This window comes from Streptomyces sp. HUAS TT11 (genome assembly GCF_051553595.1).
In the GTDB taxonomy this organism is placed as follows: domain Bacteria; phylum Actinomycetota; class Actinomycetes; order Streptomycetales; family Streptomycetaceae; genus Streptomyces.
In genome coordinates this window covers 9,445,114-9,465,233 of sequence record NZ_CP196184.1, presented here as the reverse complement: position 1 = coordinate 9,465,233, position 20,120 = coordinate 9,445,114, and the positions used below count along the sequence as shown (strand labels likewise).

The 20,120-nt window shown below is 69.2% G+C and carries 18 protein-coding genes and 1 pseudogene; 13 read left to right on the top strand and 6 right to left on the bottom strand.

Going from position 1 to position 20,120, the window contains the following annotated elements; genetic code table 11:
* Positions 1 to 287: 287 nt before the first annotated feature.
* On the top strand, positions 288 to 1,211 hold the full coding sequence (locus ACSHXN_RS42570) for an MFS transporter (RefSeq protein ID WP_438306322.1): 924 nt from the start codon (positions 288 to 290) through the stop codon (positions 1,209 to 1,211).
* Between the two features lie 50 nt (positions 1,212 to 1,261).
* Here the strand turns inward: ACSHXN_RS42570 and ACSHXN_RS42565 are convergent.
* A pseudogene (locus ACSHXN_RS42565) lies at positions 1,262 to 1,779 on the bottom strand (helix-turn-helix domain-containing protein); the annotation flags it as partial.
* A 113-nt stretch (positions 1,780 to 1,892) separates the two neighbouring features.
* On the opposite strand from ACSHXN_RS42565, the gene ACSHXN_RS42560 reads away from it, so the two are divergent.
* The 8 genes from ACSHXN_RS42560 to ACSHXN_RS42525 all read left to right on the top strand — a co-directional run bounded on the left by ACSHXN_RS42560 (position 1,893) and on the right by ACSHXN_RS42525 (position 9,513).
* Positions 1,893 to 2,174 (top strand): DUF3027 domain-containing protein, encoded by a 282-nt coding sequence (locus ACSHXN_RS42560; protein WP_383357404.1) that lies wholly within the window; start codon positions 1,893 to 1,895, stop codon positions 2,172 to 2,174.
* Positions 2,175 to 2,547: 373 nt separating this feature from the next.
* Complete coding sequence (locus tag ACSHXN_RS42555) at positions 2,548 to 4,263, top strand: hypothetical protein (protein ID WP_438306321.1); 1,716 nt, start codon at positions 2,548 to 2,550, stop codon at positions 4,261 to 4,263.
* Positions 4,263 to 4,664, top strand: coding sequence for a hypothetical protein (locus tag ACSHXN_RS42550; protein WP_438306320.1), 402 nt, complete (start codon positions 4,263 to 4,265; stop codon positions 4,662 to 4,664). Before ACSHXN_RS42555 ends, ACSHXN_RS42550 begins: the two co-directional genes overlap by 1 nt.
* A 145-nt stretch (positions 4,665 to 4,809) precedes the next feature.
* Positions 4,810 to 5,991: a bifunctional class I SAM-dependent methyltransferase/NUDIX hydrolase gene (locus ACSHXN_RS42545; protein ID WP_438306319.1), complete on the top strand. Its 1,182-nt coding sequence runs from the start codon at positions 4,810 to 4,812 to the stop codon at positions 5,989 to 5,991.
* 132 nt (positions 5,992 to 6,123) lie between these two features.
* Positions 6,124 to 6,663: a hypothetical protein gene (locus tag ACSHXN_RS42540; protein WP_438306318.1), complete on the top strand. Its 540-nt coding sequence runs from the start codon at positions 6,124 to 6,126 to the stop codon at positions 6,661 to 6,663.
* Between the two features lie 319 nt (positions 6,664 to 6,982).
* On the top strand, positions 6,983 to 7,696 hold the full coding sequence (locus ACSHXN_RS42535) for an Lsr2 family DNA-binding protein (protein ID WP_383357414.1): 714 nt from the start codon (positions 6,983 to 6,985) through the stop codon (positions 7,694 to 7,696).
* Between the two features lie 713 nt (positions 7,697 to 8,409).
* Complete coding sequence (locus ACSHXN_RS42530; RefSeq protein ID WP_438306317.1) at positions 8,410 to 9,099, top strand: DUF305 domain-containing protein; 690 nt, start codon at positions 8,410 to 8,412, stop codon at positions 9,097 to 9,099.
* A 177-nt stretch (positions 9,100 to 9,276) separates the two neighbouring features.
* Positions 9,277 to 9,513, top strand: a complete 237-nt coding sequence (locus tag ACSHXN_RS42525) for a TMEM175 family protein (protein ID WP_438306316.1) — start codon at positions 9,277 to 9,279, stop codon at positions 9,511 to 9,513.
* 36 nt (positions 9,514 to 9,549) lie between these two features.
* Here the strand turns inward: ACSHXN_RS42525 and ACSHXN_RS42520 are convergent, their stop codons facing one another.
* On the bottom strand, positions 9,550 to 10,707 hold the full coding sequence (locus ACSHXN_RS42520) for a nuclear transport factor 2 family protein (protein WP_438306315.1): 1,158 nt from the start codon (positions 10,705 to 10,707) through the stop codon (positions 9,550 to 9,552).
* A 95-nt stretch (positions 10,708 to 10,802) separates the two neighbouring features.
* Here ACSHXN_RS42520 and ACSHXN_RS42515 point away from each other — a divergent pair, with 95 nt between their 5' ends.
* On the top strand, positions 10,803 to 11,798 hold the full coding sequence (locus ACSHXN_RS42515; protein ID WP_438306314.1) for a LysR family transcriptional regulator: 996 nt from the start codon (positions 10,803 to 10,805) through the stop codon (positions 11,796 to 11,798).
* 195 nt (positions 11,799 to 11,993) lie between these two features.
* Here the strand turns inward: ACSHXN_RS42515 and ACSHXN_RS42510 are convergent, their stop codons facing one another.
* The 4 genes from ACSHXN_RS42510 to ACSHXN_RS42495 are packed head-to-tail and all read right to left on the bottom strand — an operon-like array spanning position 11,994 to position 16,958.
* Positions 11,994 to 13,460: a dihydroorotase gene (locus ACSHXN_RS42510; protein ID WP_355800529.1), complete on the bottom strand. Its 1,467-nt coding sequence runs from the start codon at positions 13,458 to 13,460 to the stop codon at positions 11,994 to 11,996.
* Positions 13,457 to 14,887, bottom strand: a complete 1,431-nt coding sequence (locus tag ACSHXN_RS42505) for an FAD-dependent oxidoreductase (RefSeq protein ID WP_438306313.1) — start codon at positions 14,885 to 14,887, stop codon at positions 13,457 to 13,459. The genes ACSHXN_RS42510 and ACSHXN_RS42505 overlap by 4 nt, the downstream gene beginning before the upstream one ends.
* Complete coding sequence (locus ACSHXN_RS42500; protein ID WP_438306312.1) at positions 14,884 to 15,519, bottom strand: aspartate/glutamate racemase family protein; 636 nt, start codon at positions 15,517 to 15,519, stop codon at positions 14,884 to 14,886. Before ACSHXN_RS42500 ends, ACSHXN_RS42505 begins: the two co-directional genes overlap by 4 nt.
* A complete protein-coding gene (locus ACSHXN_RS42495) occupies positions 15,516 to 16,958 on the bottom strand; it encodes an MmgE/PrpD family protein (RefSeq protein ID WP_356293313.1) in 1,443 nt (480 codons plus the stop codon). The genes ACSHXN_RS42500 and ACSHXN_RS42495 overlap by 4 nt, the downstream gene beginning before the upstream one ends.
* Positions 16,959 to 17,203: 245 nt before the next feature.
* Between ACSHXN_RS42495 and ACSHXN_RS42490 the strand changes: the two genes are divergently transcribed.
* From ACSHXN_RS42490 to ACSHXN_RS42480, 3 genes are read left to right on the top strand one after another with little or no spacing between them, the layout of a single operon-like run.
* On the top strand, positions 17,204 to 18,034 hold the full coding sequence (locus ACSHXN_RS42490; RefSeq protein ID WP_355139187.1) for an IclR family transcriptional regulator: 831 nt from the start codon (positions 17,204 to 17,206) through the stop codon (positions 18,032 to 18,034).
* On the top strand, positions 18,031 to 19,248 hold the full coding sequence (locus ACSHXN_RS42485; protein WP_355139189.1) for a CaiB/BaiF CoA transferase family protein: 1,218 nt from the start codon (positions 18,031 to 18,033) through the stop codon (positions 19,246 to 19,248). Before ACSHXN_RS42490 ends, ACSHXN_RS42485 begins: the two co-directional genes overlap by 4 nt.
* A complete protein-coding gene (locus tag ACSHXN_RS42480) occupies positions 19,245 to 20,078 on the top strand; it encodes an HpcH/HpaI aldolase/citrate lyase family protein (RefSeq protein WP_355139191.1) in 834 nt (277 codons plus the stop codon). Before ACSHXN_RS42485 ends, ACSHXN_RS42480 begins: the two co-directional genes overlap by 4 nt.
* Positions 20,079 to 20,120: the final 42 nt, after the last annotated feature.

Here is a 20,120-nt window from a genome sequence, read left to right as displayed (position 1 = left end):
GGTCGAGCCGATGTCAGGCCCGTACGTGCTGTCGGCGGGAGCGTTCGTCACCGCAACGCACATCGGTGAGGCGATCCTTCATCGGCCTCCGTGAGGTTCACCGCCTCCGGGGATGCTGCTGCCGTCGGCCGTCCGGCTCCCGGCGTTCATGGTCCGGTCCACCACAGGCAACAGGGCACGCAATGCGGGACTGGGCCTTCCATGTGACGCGGTGGCGAGGCTCAACTCCCAGTAGAGGGGCCGGCCGGCAAGCCTCAACACCCACAGTCGGGGACCTGTCGTCCCCCATGCCGCCCGTCCTGATCGTGACCCGGGTGATCTCCGGCTTCGGTATAGGCATGGTCACCGCCACGGCCACCGCCTACCTGATCGAGCTGCACGGTACGGCGCGCCCCGAGGCGTCCCGGACCCGGGCGGACATCGTCTCCACGGCGGCCAACATCGGCGGCCTGGCCGTCGGCCCCCTGGCCGGAGGGCCGCTGGCCGAGTACGTGACCAGCCCTCTGCGCACCCCGTATCTGATCTTCCTCGGCCTCCTGCTGATCAGCGCGGCAGGAGTCGCACTCACCCCGGAGACCGTCGCCCCGTATCGCCCGCAGCGCGTCTCGGTGCCGCAGGCGGCACGACCGACGTTCTCCGCCGCCTCGGCGGCCACCTTCGCCGCGTTCGCCGCGTTCGCCGCGTTCGGCCTCTTCACGTCCCTGGCTCCCGGGTTCATCGCCGGGACTCTGCACCAGCCCTCCCGCACGCCGGCCGGACTGGTCGCCTTCCTCGTCTTCGGCGCCACTGCCGTCACCCAGACCTGTCTGCCGGGGGTCACCCAGCGGACGCTGCTGGCCTGCGGCCTCGCCCTGATGCCGCTCGGCCTCATCGCCGTCACCGCCGCGGTGTGGCAGCCGGCGCTCGCGCTCCTCCTCGGCGGCGTGGTCACCGGCGCGGGTGCGGGCCTGCTGTTCACGGGCAGCATCACCACCGTGCTCAGCCTTGCCGACCCGTCCTCCCGCAGTGAGACCCTGGCCGGCCTGTTCCTGGCCGCATACACCGGTCTGGCACTTCCGGTCCTGGGCGTCGGTTTCGCCACGCGGTTCATCACCGACAAGACCGCCCTGATCGGCTTCACCGTCCTGCTGATCGCCCTGTGCATCGCAGGCAGTCGCCGTCTCCTGAACGGGCATGCGACAGCGCCGGTAGCGGCCGCCGCCGACAACTGACCGGTGGTGGGTGCGGGGGGAAAGGTTTGTCCTATATGTGATCTTGGATTGCGGCGGTGCGGGATGCCGAGCCCAGTACCCTGATAGGCGCCGTCGGCAATGGTCATGGTGCGGCCGACCGCATCCTTGGTGCCCGACTCCTCCCGCCCGCGGAAGTCATGACGGTTGCCGAGCACAGGCCAGCCGACTACCACAACCACGCGGGAGTCGGCGTCGATGACGACCTGTTGGGCAGAGGGGTACCGATAGTTCTTGGGCTGCTCGGCAATACCGCGGTCACGGCTGGGCACCGGGGTGCGTCGTCCACGATCAGCACCGCGTCCTACGCGAACCGCTTGCGCGGCACGAGCACGAACTTCGGACCGACGTGGTCAATGACGCGACTGGCCGCGGACTTCACACAGAGAACAGTGGCGCCTGTGCCGCAACGTCAGGTTTGTCCGCCAACACGCGGCTACCAGCAGCACACGGTCCGCCGGCGGCAGCCTCCACGGCCGCCCCGGCCCGGAGCATCGGCACCCTCCCTACGCAGCTGGTTCACCAACTTGCTCAAGGCGCGCGGGCTCAGCCCTGTGAACGGGGCTGTCCAGACACCTCAGGCACGTAAGAAGTCAAGCTCGGTGCTCTCCATCCGTGTGTAGCCTCTCGATCTGTTCGAAGGGGAGCGAGGGAGATCGGCTGATGTCTGGCGGGCCTTGGACGGGGGACGACCCTGGACACAACCACGGGATTCATGAGCGATGGCTGCGTGGGCTGAACAGGCAGACCGGGGCACCCGACTACCGGGACGAATGGTATGACGAGCAGTGCGGCGGGTGCCGGTTCTGGGTCGCGTTGAGCGGCGAGTTGGGGCGGGACTGGGGAGCCTGCACCCATGTTGGGTCGACGTTCGACGGGCAGGTGCGATTCGAGCATGACGGCTGCGCGTCCTTCATGGTCCGCACCGACGCCTCGTTCGGCTGACGACAGCGGTTGGACGGCCGTCTCGTGGCTAAGTGGCCATCACCAGGTCAGACGCAGAAGGGAGGCATGGGCCTCTTCGAAACGGTGGCCGTGTGGAGGCAGTGGCGAGGCTGAACGATCAATCGGATGAAGAGGTTGCGTTGGGCGGCGGCGTACCAGTCGTCGTGGTCACAGCGGCGCCGGGAGGGTGATATTCAGCCAAACCTTGCATTACCCGAACCGTTGAGCGCATTGTCGCGTTTGCGCTCTGGTGGTTCTGCGAGTTCACCGTGAGGATGCCCGCCGTGTCTGCGAACGGGGGGCGGGTATGGGCTTCAGCCGGGGGGTACGTGTTCGAGAGCATGCTGGGGAAGGGACGGTCGAAGGGCCAGCCGTGCCGGTTCAGACCGACCCTACTGCCTCTGACGACGGCCGCACCGGCGAGGTGGAGCCGACCTCGTCAGAGGTGACCAGGCTGCTGTGCGAAGCCGTCTATGCGCGTCCCGACCAAGCCCAAGCCGCCAAGGTGTGGTGGCGCAAGATCCGCGGCAAAGACAAGAAGCCGAACAAGCTCCGGCGCAGCACCCGCAGACGCATCTACCTCGAGGGCAGCGACGACTGTCCGCCACTGGGCGAGCCTATGGCACAGTGGGTTGTGGATCACGTCCTGCACGGACCGCCGGTACCCGTCCCGTCATACGGATTCGATCTCCTGCCCGTGGTCGCGCACAGTCTGCGCGCGCGACGACGACGGTGGTTGCGCCGGGTGCTGGTGCTGCTCTTGACCGCTGCTCTGGCGTACGCGGTCCCTTGGGCCGCCGCTGTGTGGGGCGGGATTGTCGTGCTGGCTCTCCTAATGCGGTGGGCCTCGCTGCGGGCGGCTCGCAAAGGGAAGACGTCAAAGCTGGCGCCCTCACCCCGCGTCGCGTATCTGGTTCTGTCCGTGCCATGGCTGCTCGCCATAGTGCCGTACGAGCCGGTAGACGGTGAGGCGGTTCCCTTGCGTGTCGGACTGCTTGTGTTGCCGTTCGCCCTGCTGGTCGCAGCGACACTGGTCTGCATGTGCGACCGGCTCGCAGCACGAGCAGCGCAGTCCCGCATTACCGGGGAAGGTATTGCGAGCGACCGCCTGCCGTGGGTGGCGGCTACGGCCGGGCGCCGGATGGGGCTGATCGGCAGAGGACAGACGCAGCGAGAATTGCCCTACGACCAACCGGAATGCTTTGTCGGAGCCGGGCGTGACGTATGGGGCGTGGCCGACATCGGTATCCCGCTCAAACCCAAGGACCCAGAGGAGTCGGTCAAGACCTTCGGCGAGGACGAACTGCTACGACGGCTGGGTACCGCCCTCAGGGAACTGGGGCGTGGCGCACGAGAGATCACCGACCCGTTGCCCGGCTTTTCCGTAGTGCAGGTCCAAGGCCTGCCCTCCGCGCTGTGGCTCCAACGCAGCCGTACCTCGAAGCTGGACACGCCGGACTTACGCGGCCGAGGCCGCCGATCACCCTCCAGCGAGCCCGTCCGGCTGTATCTGCGCGCGCAGTGCATCAGCTGGGACGGCCAAGTCGTGGTCACCGTGTTCGTGCACGCCGCCCTGGAAGCCCGCGAGTTGCGGCTGACCGTTCGCCCCCATGTAATGACGCCCCTCTACAACGAACTGCGAGTCACCGACACACCCGTCGCCAAGCGTGGGACGCGATTGCTGGGCTGGGTGGCGGTGCAGGCGGTGCTGGACGCCGTCAACGCACCGCTTACGTTGTGGCGATCGGCGACCCGACTTGGGCTCGGCAAGCAGACAGACGACGGCCGTACCGAGGAAAAGGATCCCGTCAGCCTCCGCGACCGGTTCTCGACCGAAGAAGTCACCGACATGCACCAGAGCGACGACGCCAAGCGACACGTCGTATTGATGGAGACCTGCATCTTCCGGACGGTCTCCGAGTACCTCGACGAGAGGGGCGTCGACACCGCTCCGTACGAGCGCCAAGTGGCCGCGGTCATCACCAATATCCAGGTCTATGGCGACAACAATGCGCCCATCCAGAACATCTCCGGCCACGGCATCAGCAATGTTGGACAGAGCAACGCGTCACAAAAAGGAGCAAGTTGATGGTCGCAGGACGACGCCGCCCCGAACCGGAGCAAGGGCACGGCTCCGGTATCAGCATCGGCGGTAACAACAACGCCCCCGTGCACAACGTGGCGGGACAGAACATCTCGCACGTCTACCAGTCGTCCTTCGTCGAGGGCACTACTGCCGGCCTCGACACCGTGCGCGACCTCCTTGCCGCATTCCGAACCGAGGTGGATCGCAACGGGCCGGGACTGCCGAACGCACAGGTCCTTCGTGCCATGGCGGACTCCATCGATACCTCGCTGATGGCGCCAGACACGCAAGCAGAGGGGACGCTGCGCAGGGCCGTACAAGCGCTGCCGGCCCTGGTGGCGGGAACCGTAGTGCAGCAAGGGGGCGAGGCGCTCGCCCACGCCCTTGCCGGATGGTTGGGCTAGAGGCGCCGACTGTGCCGCAGGCCTACCAGCGGCGCCTGCCTGTGTCCGACGCCTCGATGCTTCGGTTCAAACCGCCGACGCGGCCATTCCTGCCGATGCAGCCTGAACTGCCCGCTCCACAGCCGCGACGTCCTCGGGAGACCACGTGAACGCGGAATCGATCAATGCCGAGGTATGGTCGGCCTATGGCACGCACCACATCCGGCGCGGCACCCCCTTGGCGGAGGTGGAGCGGATCGACTGGGGGCCTGGCGGCACCGGGCCCGGAGATGTCGTCCTAGGCGACCTGGCGGGCCGCCGCGTGCTGGATCTGGGCTGCGGCCCGGGCAGGCATGCGGCATACCTCGCACGCCGCTACAGGGCAGTGGTGGATGCGGTCGACGCCTCGTCCAGCCAGATTGAACGCGCCCGAGCCCACTATGCCAGCGTGCCCGGCCTGCGATTGGTGGCAGCCGACGCTGTCGAATACCTGGGCACGGCCGCACCCTACGATGTGATCTACTCCCTCCACGCCTTCCCCTATCTTGACCCGCATCGACTGCTGCCCGCCCTTGCCGTCGCACTGAAGCCCGGCGGAAGGTTGTCCTTCACCGCGCTTCACACCAACTCTCACGGCAACGGTCCCGCCACGGCCATCAAGCCGCGGCCGGAGATCCTGCACCTGGCCGGAGGCGGGGAACTGACCGTGCAGATGTGGGTACTCACGCCCAAGCTGTGGCAGGACCTGCTCGAACGGTACGGGCTGCACGTGGAGGACATCAGCGCCCTCGACGCGCCCGAGGAGAACAACCATGCCTCCTACCGGCTCTTCCAGGTCAGGCGGCCCGCACGCATCCCCTCCCGTCCCCGGACTACGAAGCCGCCCGCCCCGCACGCGGCGCTCGGCGTCGGTGCCCTCCTCTACGGGCCGCGCGGCCTGCTGCTGGGACGCCACCGCCGCGGCACTTGGGAACTGCCCGGAGGAACCGTGGAACCGGGCGAGAGCCTGCAGGAAGCGGTCGTGCGCGAACTGCGTGAGGAAACCGGCCTGATGGCCCACCCGGCCAACGTGCGCCTGTTGGGCGCGCTCCACGACCACGTGGGCGAGGTTGTCCGCGTCACCATCGCTGCCCACGTCACTGCCTGGAGAGGCGAGCCGGCCAACCAGAGCGGCGAGAGCGTGGGCGCCTGGCGCTACTGGCCTCTGGATTCCTTGCCACTCCATCTGTTCGAGTGCAGTGCACAGGTGCTCACAGCCTGGCGCCCCGACCTCCCTATCGACCACCCCGCAGCCCGCTTCATCTCTTTCGCCGACCCACAGGCACCCTTGTTCAGCAGCCTTGCGTGACGAGTGATCAATGCTTGGCCGGACCACAGCGCTCCTGCACCGTCCCCGCTGTCGGCGGCTCGGGTTCAGGCGCTCGCTGACAACGGCCCACCCGTCGATAGCCTGCCGCACTCGTCGACGAGACACCCACCCGTGACGGATCTTGACCCGTCGAAGGCCGAGCTGTTCGAGAATCCACACCAGGAGACCCGAGTGGACAACATCCTTCCTCTGACCGTGACAACAGTGGCTCTGCTGATCTCGATCTTCAGTTCGTATGTGGCGTGGTCAAGTCTCAAGACCGCCAAGGCCGCCAGCCGGGCCGCGATCATGCAAAATCTCTTCACCGCCAACCAAGCAGCCCTCCAGTACCCCGAGTTACTCGTCGACGTACACGGCATCGACCCGGCCACGACGGTCAGGGAAGCACGAGCACTGGTCTACATGAGCATCCTCCTCGATGGGTTCCAAGAGGTTCACGGACGCATTCACCGCGGGGATTTCGCAAGCATGGCTCGCCACATGAAGATTCACGGCGACTCGCTCCGCCGGTTCCTGGCCCTGCCTGCCAACAGAGCCCGTTGGCAGATTGTCAGGGGCCATTCCTACGGGGACTTCGAGGCGGGTTTCGCTGCAGCCGTCGACGATCTCATCACCTTCGAGGAGAACCTGCGCGCCAACCCGCAGGAGTAGCTACTGCCGCCCCAGACCGATATCAGACCTGCCACCGGCACGCCAGGTACGCGGGCATGGTCAACAAGGGAGCGTTTTGGAGGTTGGTGGCATGCTCAGCGGGGCTGGCTGTGCGTCGTAGGCGGTCTGCAGAAACTCATTCCACGTCCTTCACTGTCAGTGGTCCCGGGTACGGTTCTCCAATGAGTCATCAGCGATCGTTGCTTCACTACGAGGACAACTACACAACAAGGAAGATCGAACAACAGTCCTCTGGAGCCTGCGATATGGGTGGGCGTGCTCCACGTCTGGGCGCACCCTGCCAGAGTGGAGATCGCACATGAGCGACACTTCGATGCACGAGGCAGGAGACGTACGCGAGGCGTGGGGTCGGGTCACCGCGTGGCTTGAGCGGAACGACCCTGAAGCTCTCGCTGCGCTCGGCGGCCCGGGGAGCCAGGCAGCCATCAGCGAAGCCGAACTGCGCATGGGTCTGGAGCTGCCCGGGGAGATGCGGCAGTGGCTGCTGGCGAACGACATCGATGCCGGCAGGCAACCCGATGGTCAATCGTGTCTGGTGGCGCTGGGGTGCGAGATAGCCATCCCCGGCGGCCATCTCCTTCTGGGTCTGACGGACATTGAACGGGTCTACCTCAGCCAGATGGGCTCGGAGGATATGCAGCCGTCCGCAGACCCCGACTATCCGTTCTGGCGTCGCGACTGGGTGCCGATCGCCGCGGAACGCGACGGCCTCTACGGGACGTTTCTGGACACGGTGAGCGGAACGATCGGAACGTGGGCTGAAGCCTACGGTCCCGAGGAGGGCGTATACGCCTCGTTGTTCGCCTTCTTTCAAGAGGCGGCGGACCGGCTGGAAGGGGTCTCCTCGGGAGATTGGAGAGGCCCCGGCAAGTCTGCTGGACCCCGTAAGCTCGATCCCCGTCCGGAAGACGAGCCGATACGCCTCTGGGCACGCACCAACGGCTGTCTTGTTAATGATCGTGGTCGTGTCCCTGCGGCCATCCGCGCGGCCTACGAGGCTTCACAAAGGTGAGCACCAGGTCCGGCTGTACCAGTCGGTTGGTCACAGCCCTTCGTTGATTGCAGCAACGAGGACGGTGACCTCGAAGCGGACCGCCAGTTTGTCGCAACGGCAGGCCACCGCCCGATTCCTCTTCAAGCGGTTGCTTCCGCTCTCGACCGCGTGCCGAGCCTTGTGGTCCTCACGGTCGAAGGCTGGAGGTCGCCCGCCGGACTTCCCGGGGCGCCTGCTGTAGCCCGGCCGGTCAGCGGGTTCTGGGTTGTGCACCGGATCCCGCGCTTTCGCGGGTAGGTCCGGGCGGCTCGAGACGAGTACGCTTTGTCGTCCCGCGCTCCCAGGGACGGACACCGGCGCGGCCCGCCCGATACGGGGTACTCGGATGCTGTCCGTGACTGCGGCGAACTGGCCCGGCGCGACGGCGCCAGCGCCCATCCACCCGCACCCATCCGCCGGCATCGGCCAGTGGCTCGGACCATGCTTGTGGAGAGTCGTCGATGCCCGCAAGCCGATGTGTGGAACGCACCACGGACTCGCATAAAACGACGACGACACCGATCAGGTCAGTGAGTTGCCAGGTCGGCCGTCACCCGCCTGCACCGTTTTCGAACTGAGTTTCCACAGACGTGCATCGGATCGACCTGCCGACCGCCGGCAACCATGAGAATGTGACGTCAAAGGCACTCGAGGGGCAAGAAGGACGCCTGTGAGGAAAGGGAGTGCCCCTGATGCTGTCCCCCGCGCGCCGTGCGATAACGGCTGTCCTCACACCTGCGGCTCTCACTGCGCCGCTCTTCCTGGCACCCCCCACTCCTGCAGCCACCCGTAGCCCTGTTCCCTCCTCCGGCGCGACCGCGCAGGAGGACCAAGACGAAACGCTGCTGCTTCGATCGGCACGGGAGTACGCCATCGCGCTGGCGAACCTGCCCGGACCGGCGCTGGAGCAGGCTTTCCTGGCCGGGATGATCCCACACCACGCCGCTGCGGTCGCCATGGCCCGCCAGGAACTCGCCCGGGGCAGCCGGCCAGAGCTCAAGGCCATGGCCCAGAACATCATCAGCAGCCAGAACAAGGAGATCAGCCGGATGACCGGCTGGCTGCACACCTGGTACGGGCTCACTCCCGAGGTGGCGAGGACGCGGGTCCCTCATGCCGTCCAACAAGCGCGGGCCCCGATGACCACCTGGATGGACACGACGACCGCCCGTCTGTCCACCGTCCCGGCGGGACCCCGGTTCGATCAGGCGTTCATGCAGGCCGTGATCCCCCACCACGAGACGGCTGCCGTCGCTTCCACGGCCGTTCCGGGCCACGCGGTACACGATGCGCTCACCACCCTGGCCCAGCAGATCGTCGCTGCCCGGAACGCTCAGGTCGAGCAGATGCGCACCTGGCTGCACGACTGGTACCCAAGCTGACCCACGTCTCGTCGTGCCGCAGGCGCATCGCGCCGACGCGCCCCGTCCCACCGTCCCCCTGACGCTTCACCGACCCGCCCGGCACGCATGTGAGGGGTCGCGGACCATCACGAGAGCCCCCGCGTGTCGACCCCGTGCGGCACGGCCCCGCGCACGTTATCGGACGGGAGACCCGGCATGGCCGCGGGCCCCGGCTCCCGGCCCGACTCCACCCAGGGCGAACGACCGGGCGCGCGGGGTGCCTTCCGGGCCACCTGCACCGGCGGGGTGGAAGCCTTCAGTAACGGGGTCTTCGCAGTGGCCATCACCGTCCTCACCCTGGAGATGAGCACTCCGGCCCACCCAGGAGGCGGGCTGCTGTCCGCCCAGGTGCACCGATGGCCTGCTACCGGGCGGGCCCCCGCGGGGACGTGAGCGCGGTGCTGCCGGTCCTGCGGTGAACCGGGCGGCTCAGCAATGGCGGTGGTAGGCCTTGTTGGCTATCCGCCAGTCGTCCCCTGTCCGCACCAGCAGGAAGACGTCGGTGAACCTGTCCGGGCCATGCTGGAGCGTCATGGTCGCGGTCGCCACGGTGCCGTGCACGTCGACGGAGTCGATGCGGCGCGCTCGGGCCGGTTCGTCCGGGGCGGGATGGCCGGGGAAGAGGGCGCAGTAGTCGTCCAGACGCCACGAGACGAAGGCACCTTCCCGGATTCCCTCGATGTGGGCGGTGGGCAGGAACGCGGCCCGGAAATGGGCGGGGTCCCCTGTGGCATGACCACGGATGTAGGCGCGCAGCGGCTCCAGCACGGCGTCCTCCGTAGCCGGAGCCATGGCGGCAGCGGTGATGTCGGCTTCCGGGTCCGCAGCGGCGTCGGCGAGTACGGACCCGCAGCGAAGGGGCACGTTCGACGCGGCGGCCAGCAATGCCATGTCCTTGGCCAGTGCGCCGACGGTGAACTGGGCCGTGGGCGCGGTCGGCCCGTGGGAGAGAAAGGATCGTTTGCGGGCGACGAGTGGGCCCAGGTGGCCCAGTTCGAGGACGTCCAGTACCCGGGCGCGGGACAGCCCCAGGGCGTCGGCCTCTTGCAGAGAGTCGCGCAGTGCGAGGACGCTGCCTGCGAGGGAACTGTTGGCGATCAGCTTGAGCGCGGCGGCGGTGGCGGCGTCTTCGACGGGGCGTACGGTGCCGAGCGCTTCGAGAACCGGCCGGACGCGGTCGTACACGACGGGGTCGGCGGCGGTGAGGATCTCCAGGGTGCCGTCGGCGGCGGCCGGTACAGAGCCGAGCACCGGGGCATGGACGTAGAGCGGGCCGAGTCGCCGGGCCAGGTGCGCGGCTTCGTCGGGAGCGATGGTGCTGGTGTTGAGCACGATCGTGTCTGTTCGCAGTGAGTCGTGGATGTCGTCGAGCACCTGTCGGCACGCCGGGCCGTCGAACAGCGCGAGGAGCACGAGGTCCGCCTTCGCCACGGCCTCCTGCGGATCGGCCGTCGTCCTGACGGTGGGCGATGTACGCCCGGACCGTGTCCAGCCGACGACGTCCCTGTGCCGGCAGGCCAGTCGGGTGGCGATCGTGTGCCCCATGCGGCCCAGACCGAGGACGGCGATGGTGTGCGGTGGTGTCATGTCCGCCAGAGTGATGTACCTCAATGAATGCGACAAGCGCAGATTTCGCATGACAGGTCTGCGGAGTCCGCATACCTGACGGGCATACTGGCGGCATGGAACTGACCGTGTGGCGGACCTTCGTGACCGTGTGCCGACTCGGTTCGCTGTCGGCGGCGGCCACCGAGCTCCATCACACGCAGTCGGCCGTCTCCCGGCAGATCGCCGGGCTTGAGCGGCAGCTCGGCGTACCGCTGATGGAACGCCATGCGCGCGGGGTGCGCCCGACGCCGGCCGGCGAGGTCTTCCGGCGCCACGCCCTGGCCACGCTCCGGGAGGCAGACCGCGCCGTTCGTGCCGTACAGGACGCACGGGACGGGGCGTTCGACCGGCCCCTGGCCGTCGGTGCGACACCCTCCCTCGCCGCGGGAGTCGTCCCCGAGGCCGTCCGGGGCTTGCTGAGACAGGTCGGACCCGTCCGGTGGAGCCTGCTGCCCGGACTGAGCGCACAACTGCACGGCCGCGTCATCGCCGGTGATCTCGACGTCGCGGTCGTCACGGACGCGCCGCCAGGGCTGCCCAACGACCCGCAGGTGGAACGCCGTTTGCTGACGGTGGACGAGATGATGGTGGTGCTGCCGGTCGGCCATCCGCAGGCGGGCCGCGGCCCGGTGCACATCCGGGCACTGGCCGACGAGGTCTGGGCCGAGGACAACGACGGTTCGGCGGCGCTGCTGCGGCGGCACGCGACTCGGGCCGGAGTCAGCGCCCGCATCGACCTCGCGGCGGCCGACCTGCACGGCAAACTGGCCTTGGTGGCGACCGGTCACGCCATCGCGTTGATACCCGGAGTGCTCAGGTACGCGCTGCGGGCCGATGTGACGGCGGTGCCGCTCGTCGATCCCCCCACGCGCGGCATTCACACCCTCACACCACGGCACGACGCCCACCCCTGCACGGGCGCCCTGCTCGATCAGCTCGCGGTGGCCTGCGCCGCGGTGTTTCCCGCCGATGCCGAGCACGGGCCGGACGCGGCCGGCTCCCCGTGCGCCGCGCCCGCACGGCACGGCGGCGTGACGGGCTCGGACGACGGGGACCGTCCGCACGACTGAGCCGTCGGCCGAATGCGGTCGCGGCTCAGCAGGCCGGCGTCGACCTCGGGTGGGGAGTGGTCGAGCGGCTGAGGGTGAACAGGGTTTTCGGCTGCACGCTCGGGGCCCGCTCCGGTGGGGTCCGGCGTCGACGGCACATCACCGAGGTGCGCCGACCGCCTCCGCGCCGTTTCCGCGCGGAGGCGGGACCGCATCTCAGGGTGTGGTCGGCCGTGACAGGTAGCGGCCCTCGGGGTCCCCGATCACCTTGCCGTCCGCGTAGACCTGCCGGCCGCGCAGGAACGTCGACTCCACCCTTGCGCCGATCTCGAGGCCCTGCAGCGGTGTGTACTCCTGCGCCGACTCCGAGTCCGCCGCGTCCACCGTCCAGGATCGCGACGGGTCGACGAGTACGAGGTCCGCGTCGTAACCCTCGGCGATCGCGCCCTTGGTGGCGAGCCCGAAACGCTGTGCGGGAGTCCACGCGGTCAGTTCCGCGACCTTCTGCAGGGGCAGGCCGTGCTCCGGCGCCGCACCGACGAGACCGGGGAGCAGGTATTCGGTGCCGCCGAAGCCCGACTTGGCCGCGAAAACGTCGCTCTTCGGGTCCCCGAACTTCGTCTCCTCCTTGCAGCACGCATGGTCGCTGACCACCCAGTCGATGTGGCCCGCAACCAGGTGTTCCCACAGCGCGTCCACGTCCTCCTGCGGCCGCAGCGGCGGGTTGACCTTGCCGCCGATGCCCGACGCGGTCTCGATGTTCGCGAGCAGATGGCCGATGGTGACCTCGCGCCGGAAGTTCACCTGGGGGAACGTCTTGGCCATCAGCATGGCCGCCTCGATGGCCTTGCGCGAGGACAGGTGCAGCAGGTTGATGTTCGGCAGCTGCGTCTCGGCGGCGAGGTAGCTCGCGATGGTGACGGCGAGGCCTTCCGAGTGCGGCGGGCGGGAGGCGCTGTACGCGGCGAGGCCGTCGAGTTTGCCCTCCTCCTCCACCAGCCTGGTGTACGCCGTCATGATCTCCGCCGTCTCGCAGTGCAACGACAGGGAGATGGCGTCGGCGAACTGCGGGTACGCCTCGCGGGCCGCCTGCACCCCTCGCATGACGAACTCGAAGTGGGCGAGGTCGTAGCGCTCGCCCGGCGGGATCATCAGGAACGCGTTCTGGTCCGCCGACCGGCCGTGCAGGCCATGGCTGCCGTAGAACATGAACACCTTGAAGGAGGTGACGCCGAAGCGGGCGATCAGCTCGGGGATCTCCGCGATGTGCGACTTCTGCATCGGCGCGAGATGGAAGCCGTAGTCGACGTACGACCGGCCTTCCGCGTTCTCGAGGACCAGTGGGAAGACCTCGTTGTAGCTGCCGCCCCGGTTCATGTAGTACTGGCCGGTCCTCATGTACGTGAGGGCCGTGGTCACGCCGCCCTGGGCGCAGGCCCGGCTCTCCGTCGCGGTGTCGTCGGACAGCGGGTTGTAGATGCCCCAGTGCTGGTGGGCGTCGACGACGCCGGGGAAGGCCAGCAGTCCCTTGCCGTCGACGACGTCGCGGGCGTCCGATGCCGGGATGCCGGGGGCGATGCGGTGGAAGACGCCGTCCTTGACGCCGATGTCGGTGGTGGGGATGTCCTCGGCGTTGTGCTTCACCAGACGCACGTTCTTGATCAGCAGGTCCAGTTCCGTCATGTGTGCTTGAGCCTTTCTCCGTGTGCGTGGGTGCGGGACAGCGTGTTTGCCGCCTGCCAGGCGAGACCGAGTGCCGGCAGCAGGCCGTTGCCGGCGAGATAGCCGTCGGCGCCGCGTCCCGAGATGCCGTGTGCCGCTCCGCCGGACGCGAACAGTCCGGGTATCGGCGTTCCGTCCTCGGTGAGGACGCGGGCGTGTTCGTCCACCGCGAGGCCGCCCTGTGTGTGGAACAGGGCGGGGATCACTTCGACGGCCGCGTAGGGGGGACGCAGGGGCCCCTCGAAGAACGTCCGGCCGTAGGGATCGGGCTCCGCCGCCCCGCGGGCCCGGGCGACCTGGCCGGCGATGGAGTCGTTCAGTGCGGTGGCGTCGCAGCCGGTACGCTCCGCGAGTCCGCCCGGGTCGTCGGCCCATGTGAGTGCTCCGGCGTCGACCGTCTGACGGAAGTCGGTGAACGGCAGACACAGATCGTGGATGCGCTTGTCGAGGACGATCCATCCGCGGGCTCCGGGACGGGCCGCGAGGGCGGCCGCGTACTCGGAATAGCCGGTGGTCTCGTCCCCGAACCGCCGGCCGTCCCTGTCGACCATCACGGCGCCGTGCATGATGGTGGCCCAGCCGACGAGGGTGCGCGACCGGCGCGCGAGCGCTGCGTGGCCCTGATAGGCGTCCAGGTAGGCGGCGTGTGCGCCGTGTTTCAGGCCGATGCGAAGGCCGTCGCCCCTGGAGAACTGGCCACCATGGTACTCGGCCTTGGCGATCCCGGGCAGGTGACGGCTCACGAGCTCGCGGTCCGCGCCGTACCCGTTGGTGGCGAGCAGGACGGCCCGCGCGGGGACGGTCTCCTTGTGCCCGCCCGGGTAGGTGAGGACCGCACCCGTGATCTCGCCGCCGGTGCCGCGCTCGACGTCGGTGAGGCGGGCAGGGACCAGGAGGTCGATGCGGGGCGATGACCGTACCCGGTCGTAGAGGTGCCGTAGCAGTGTGGAGCCGTGCCGTCCCTCCAGGGTGTGCAGGCGGTCCGCGGAGTGGCCCGGATAGCTGAAGTCGGTGACGAGGGTCAGCGGCAGTCCCGCTTCGTCGGCCAGCCACTCCACCAGTGGGGCGCTGATCCCCGCGAGGGCTGCGGAGAGTGCGGGGGCCGCGGTGCCGTGGGTCTTGGCGGTGATGTCGGCGAGGAAACGTGCGGGGCTGTCCTCGATTCCCGCCGCGCGCTGCCAGCGCGAGCCCGCGCCGGGGATCATCGCGGTGGACATGGAGGTGTTGTTACCACGCAGGAACTGTTCGTCCGGATCGACGACGAGGACGTTCAGCCCGGCCTGTGCCGCTCTGAGCGCACCCGCGAGTCCTCCGCCGGCACCGGCCACGACGAGGTCGACCGGGTCGTCCTGCTCCTGTCCTTCGTCCTCCGGCACGCCCCCGCTCATGCCTGCGCCCCTGCCGCCAGCAGTCGCAGGGCGCGTTCCGCGGGGTCGACCAGTTGCACCGGGTGGGGGGTGCCGGTGTCGACGGCGGAGCAGCCGTTGATCACGGCGGTCACGCCGCGGGCGGCGAATTCGTCGAGCGCGCCGCGTACTGCCTCGTTCCATCGCAGGGTGTCGGGGATGGTGTCGAAGTCGAGGTCGAGCACGGCGACCCCGGCGAACCACGGACCGAGGCCGTACTCCTCGATGCGTTCGGTGAGGGCCTCACCGATGATGTGGTTGCGGGTGACGGCGCCGAAGACCGTGCCGGTGGCGGCCAGATGGCCCGCGGTGAGGCGCAGCATGCCGACGGTCGGTACGGCCGAGCCGTCCGGGGTCACCGGGACGGCCGGGTCCAGGACGCAGTCCGGCATGCGGACGGCGTAGTCCTCGTCGGATGCCTTCGCAAGTGCCTTGGTGACGGCGGAGGTGGAGGTCTCGATGTCGTCCCGCGTGGCGAACTGCGGGGGCGCCTCGGGGCCGCCGTCCTCCAGGACGACTTCCACACCGGGCGGCGACAGGCGCCGGTAGCGGGCGCGTCGCCGGGTCAGCTCGGCCGCGTCGACGCGCACCGGGGTGACGGAGTGGATTTTCATGCAGTGCCTCCAGTACTCGCCGTCGAGGGGGTCGTGAGGTGGGTGAGGTCCCGCAGCAGCGAGCCCACGTCGTCGGCCTTGGGCAGGTGGTTCGCGGCTCGCCGCAGGTACTCCACCAGGGCTTCGTCTCCGAGCAGGCCGGTGAGCACGCCGGGCAGGGTCCGGGCCGTGAAGGGATGGTGGCTGCTGTCGCCCACCGGGTGGGGCGCGAACAGCACGACGTGCTCGCCGCTCTTGAGTACCGCGGTGAGCCGGGTGGGGCGTTCGTGCGGGAGCCGCGCGGTCAGGTTGAGGTCCTCGCGTACGGTGACCTTCCCGGCGAGAGCGAAGAGTTCGGGTCTGTCGGCCTCGGTCGCTTCCGCGGTGGCCGGGGCGACCGCACCGTCCAACAGGGCGGCGGCCACTGCGTAGGGGATGGAGAACATCGCGCCGAGCGGGCCGTCCCAGTGTGTGCGGTCCAGCGGTGCGGCCAGCGCGTGCGTCTCCACCCGCATCTCGGTCACGACGTCCACGACCTGATGGGCGGTCAGGCCTGCGAGGGGTCCTTTCCGCAGCCGCAGCGCCAGGTCGGCGGCGGGGTGGGTGTACGAGCACGAGGCGTGCCGCTTGAAGTAGTTGTGCACTATCTGCCAGTCGTCCCCGAGGCCGTCGGTGAGAGCGGCCGGGTCGAACGAGCCGAGCAGACTGCCGAGTGACAGGGCCGCCGTACCGCTGTTGCCGACGACACCCGCGGCGGCGAGCCGTGCGGCGGCGAGTCCGGACATGGCGGCGGCTCCCATCCAGGCGTCGCGCACACGGTGACCGTCCAGTGCCGAGTCGAAGTGCCCGGCCACGGCCAGGCCCGCGGCCGTGTCGACGGCGGCCGCGACGTCTTCTGCGGGCAGTCCGAGCAGCACGGCGCAGCCGGCGGCGGCTCCGGTCACGCCCCAGTTGCCGTGCGGGTGGACGCCGTGTGCGAGTGCGGTGGCACGGCCGAAGCGTGCGGCGACCTCGTACCCGGCGAGCAGGGCACGCGCGGTGACCTCGCCCGAACTGTCGAGGGAGGCGGCGAGGGCAAGGATCGCCGGGAACGCGTGTCCCGCGGGATGGCCCTTGGCGTACTTGCCCCCTTCGTCGAGCTCACAGCACACCAGTGCCGTCGCATTGAGGTAGGCGGCGGCGTCGGGCTGGGTGCGGATGTCGGTACCGAGCACGGGAGCGCCGCCCGGCGGCGTGGGCCAGGACTTCCTGATGCGCCGCTGCCCCTCGGTACGCGATCCGGCGACCGTGACGGCGAGGGTGTTGAACAGGACCAGGGAGAAGCGCTCACGTACGGCTTCGGGGACGTCCGGCCAGGACAGCTGCGAGACCCAGCGGGCGAGTTCCTCGGTCTTCGTGGCGGCCGCGCGTTTGGGATCGCCGGCCTGGTGGAGTTTTTTGCGGGACGGGTCGACGGGCACCTGTCCACCTCCCTCCAAGTGTTCCATTCAGCGGAACACTTTCGTATATCGATGATTCCAGCGTGTTCGGGATTCCGTCAATACCTCTCAGCAAAGCCAGGAGAAACCTGATGTTTACTGGGGAATGGCTCTTGACCTCGATCGGAAGCAGTGCTTCTCTGATGTTCCATTGAGCGGTACGGACAGAGAGTCCGACACGGGAACACACCCGTGATCACACTCCCAGGGCAGGCGAGAATGAGCCCATGACGACTCAACCCGGAACCGAGACCGCAGGCCGCGTGATCGACGTGCTGCTGCTGTTCACCGACGGACCCGACGAACTCGGCGTCTCCCGCATCGCACGGGAACTGGGCCTCAGCAAGGCCGTGGTGCACCGCATCCTGCAGACCCTCGTCGCCCGCGGCATGGTCACGCTCGACCCGCAGACCCGGCTGTACCGCCTGGGCGCGACCTCGGCCGCGCTCGGAGCCCGTGCACTGCGCGAACTCGATCTGCGCGCCGTTGCCACGGGCACCCTGCGGCGGCTGCAGGAGGAGACGCGGGAGACGGTGACCCTCACCGCGCTCGTACCCGGCGGACGTGTCTACGTCGACCAGATCGTCAGCACTCACGAGGTGAAGATGACCGTGGAACTCGGCCGCAGGTTCCCCCTCCACGCGGGCAGTTCGGGCAAGTGCATCCTGGCCTTCCTGCCGGAGGGGCGACGCGAGGAGATCCTCGCCGGTGGCCTGCCGGCCCTCACCGGCAGCACCCACACCGACCCCGACGCGCTCCGCGCCGAACTGGAGGCCGTCCGGGAGCTCGGATACGCCAGCTCGCAGGGCGAGCGCCAGGCCGACGCCGGCTCGGTCGCCTCGGCCGTGTTCGGCCTCGACGGCGATGTCCGCGGCTCGGTGTCCGTGTGCGGCCCCCGCTCCCGCTTCACCTCGCAGTTCGTCAGCGCCTGCGCACCCCGCGTGGTCGCGGCGGCCCACGACATCTCCACCGCGCTGGGGTGGACCGGTACCGGCCCCACGGCCGGCGCACCCGGATCCAGGGTCTCCTCCCACGCGACAACGGAAGGATCTCCATGACCGACTCCGCACCCGCCGCCCCGTCCGCCAGGGGCTCGGCCCTCACCGGCATCAAGGTGCTGGACATCGCCACCCTTTTCGCCGGGCCCCTGGCGGCCACCCTGCTCGCCGACTTCGGAGCCGACGTCACCAAGGTCGAACACCCCAAGGGCGACCCGGTGCGCAGCCACGGCGCGAGCAAGGACGGCGTAGGTCTGTGGTGGAAGATGCTGTCCCGGAACAAGAAGGCCGTCACCCTCTATCTGGGCAGCCCGGAGGGGCAGGACATCTTCCGCCGCATGGTCGCGGACACGGATGTCGTCATCGAGAACTTTCGGCCGGGCACTTTGGAGCGCTGGGGCCTCGGTTACGAGGCCCTCGCCGAGATCAACCCCCGCATCGTGCTCGCCCGCGTCACCGGCTTCGGCCAGATCGGCCCGTACGCCAAACGCCCCGGCTTCGGCACCCTGGCCGAAGCGATGAGCGGCTTCGCCGCCATCACCGGTCAGCCCGACGGTCCGCCGACCCTTCCGCCTTTCGGTCTCGCCGACGGCGTGTCCGCGCTCACCGCGGCCTTCGGCATCATGACCGCGCTGCACGCCCGCGAGCGCACCGGGCGCGGCCAGGTGCTCGACCTGGCCATCATCGAGCCGATGATCACACTGCTCGGGCCGCAGGCCATCACCTACGACCAGCTCGGGCAACTCCAGCCCCGCACCGGCAACCGGTCCGTGAACAACGCCCCGCGCAACACCTACCGGACCAAGGACGGCAGTTGGGTCGCCGTCTCCACCAGCGCCCAGTCCATCGCGGAACGGGTCATGCGCCTTGTCGGCCGTCCCGAGTACGTGGACGAGCCGTGGTTCGCGTCCGGCGCCGAACGTGCCCGGCACGCGGACGAACTCGACGCGGCGGTCGGCTCATGGATCGCCGACCGCACCCGCAGCGAGGTCGTCGAGGCCTTCGAGGATGCCCAGGCGGCCGTCGCACCGATCTACGACATGAGCGACATCTTCGAGGACCCGCAGTTCCAGGCCCTGGACACCATCACCGCGGTGGAGGACGAGGAGCTCGGCACCATCCGGTTCCAGAACGTGCCCTTTCGGCTCAGCGACACCCCGGGGGCCGTCCGCTGGCCCGGTCCACGCAAGGGCCGGGACACCGCGGAGGTGCTCGGCCGCTACGGCGTCGGCGCCGAAGAGCTCGCCGCCCTGGCCGAACGGGGCGTCGTATGACCGGCGTTCCACGGCCGTCCGGCGCCGTACGCTCCTGGCTCTACGTCCCCGCCACCCGGCCCGACCTCCTCGACAAGGCGATGGCAGGCGAAGCGGACGCCGTCGTCCTCGACCTGGAGGACTCCGTGCCCCCGGACCGCAAGGACGAGGCGCGGGCGCACGCGGTCAAGGCGGTGGCCGCCGCCTGGCCCAAACCGCTGTGGCTCCGCATCAACCAAGTACGGCTCCCCGACGGGCAGGACGACTTGGCGGCGCTCGCCGACGCACCCGTGCAGGGACTCAGGCTCCCCAAGTGCGAGAGCCCCGACGACATCAAGGCCGTACTGGAGAGGGTCGACGCACCGCTCCATCTGCTGTTCGAGACGGCCCTCGGGGTGGAACGCGCCTACGAACTGGCCACCACCGCACCGCAGGTGGTCCTGCTCTCGCTCGGCGAGGCCGATCTCGCCGCAGATCTCAGGGTGAGCGCCGACGAAGCGCTCGACTGGGCACGCGCCCGCACGGTCAACGCCGCCCGAGCTGCCGGACTTTCCGGCCCGGTCCAGAGCGTCTGGACGCAAGTGGCCGACCTGGAAGGCCTCAAGGCCGGCACCGAACGCGCCCGCGCCCACGGCTTCTTCGGCCGATCCGTCGTCCATCCGCGGCAGGTCCCCCCGGTCAACGCGGCCTTCACACCCGAGCCCGAGGAGGTCGAGGACGCCCGCCGGCTCGTCGACTCCCTGCACCGCGCCCAACGCGCGGGCAACGCGGCCTGGCTCGACGACCGCGGACGCCTCGTCGACCCCGCGGTCGTGGCCCGCGCCCGCTGGCTCCTCGAACTCGCCGGCTGACCGCCGCACCCTCGGCCGGCCCCCGGCCACCACCCCCACTCC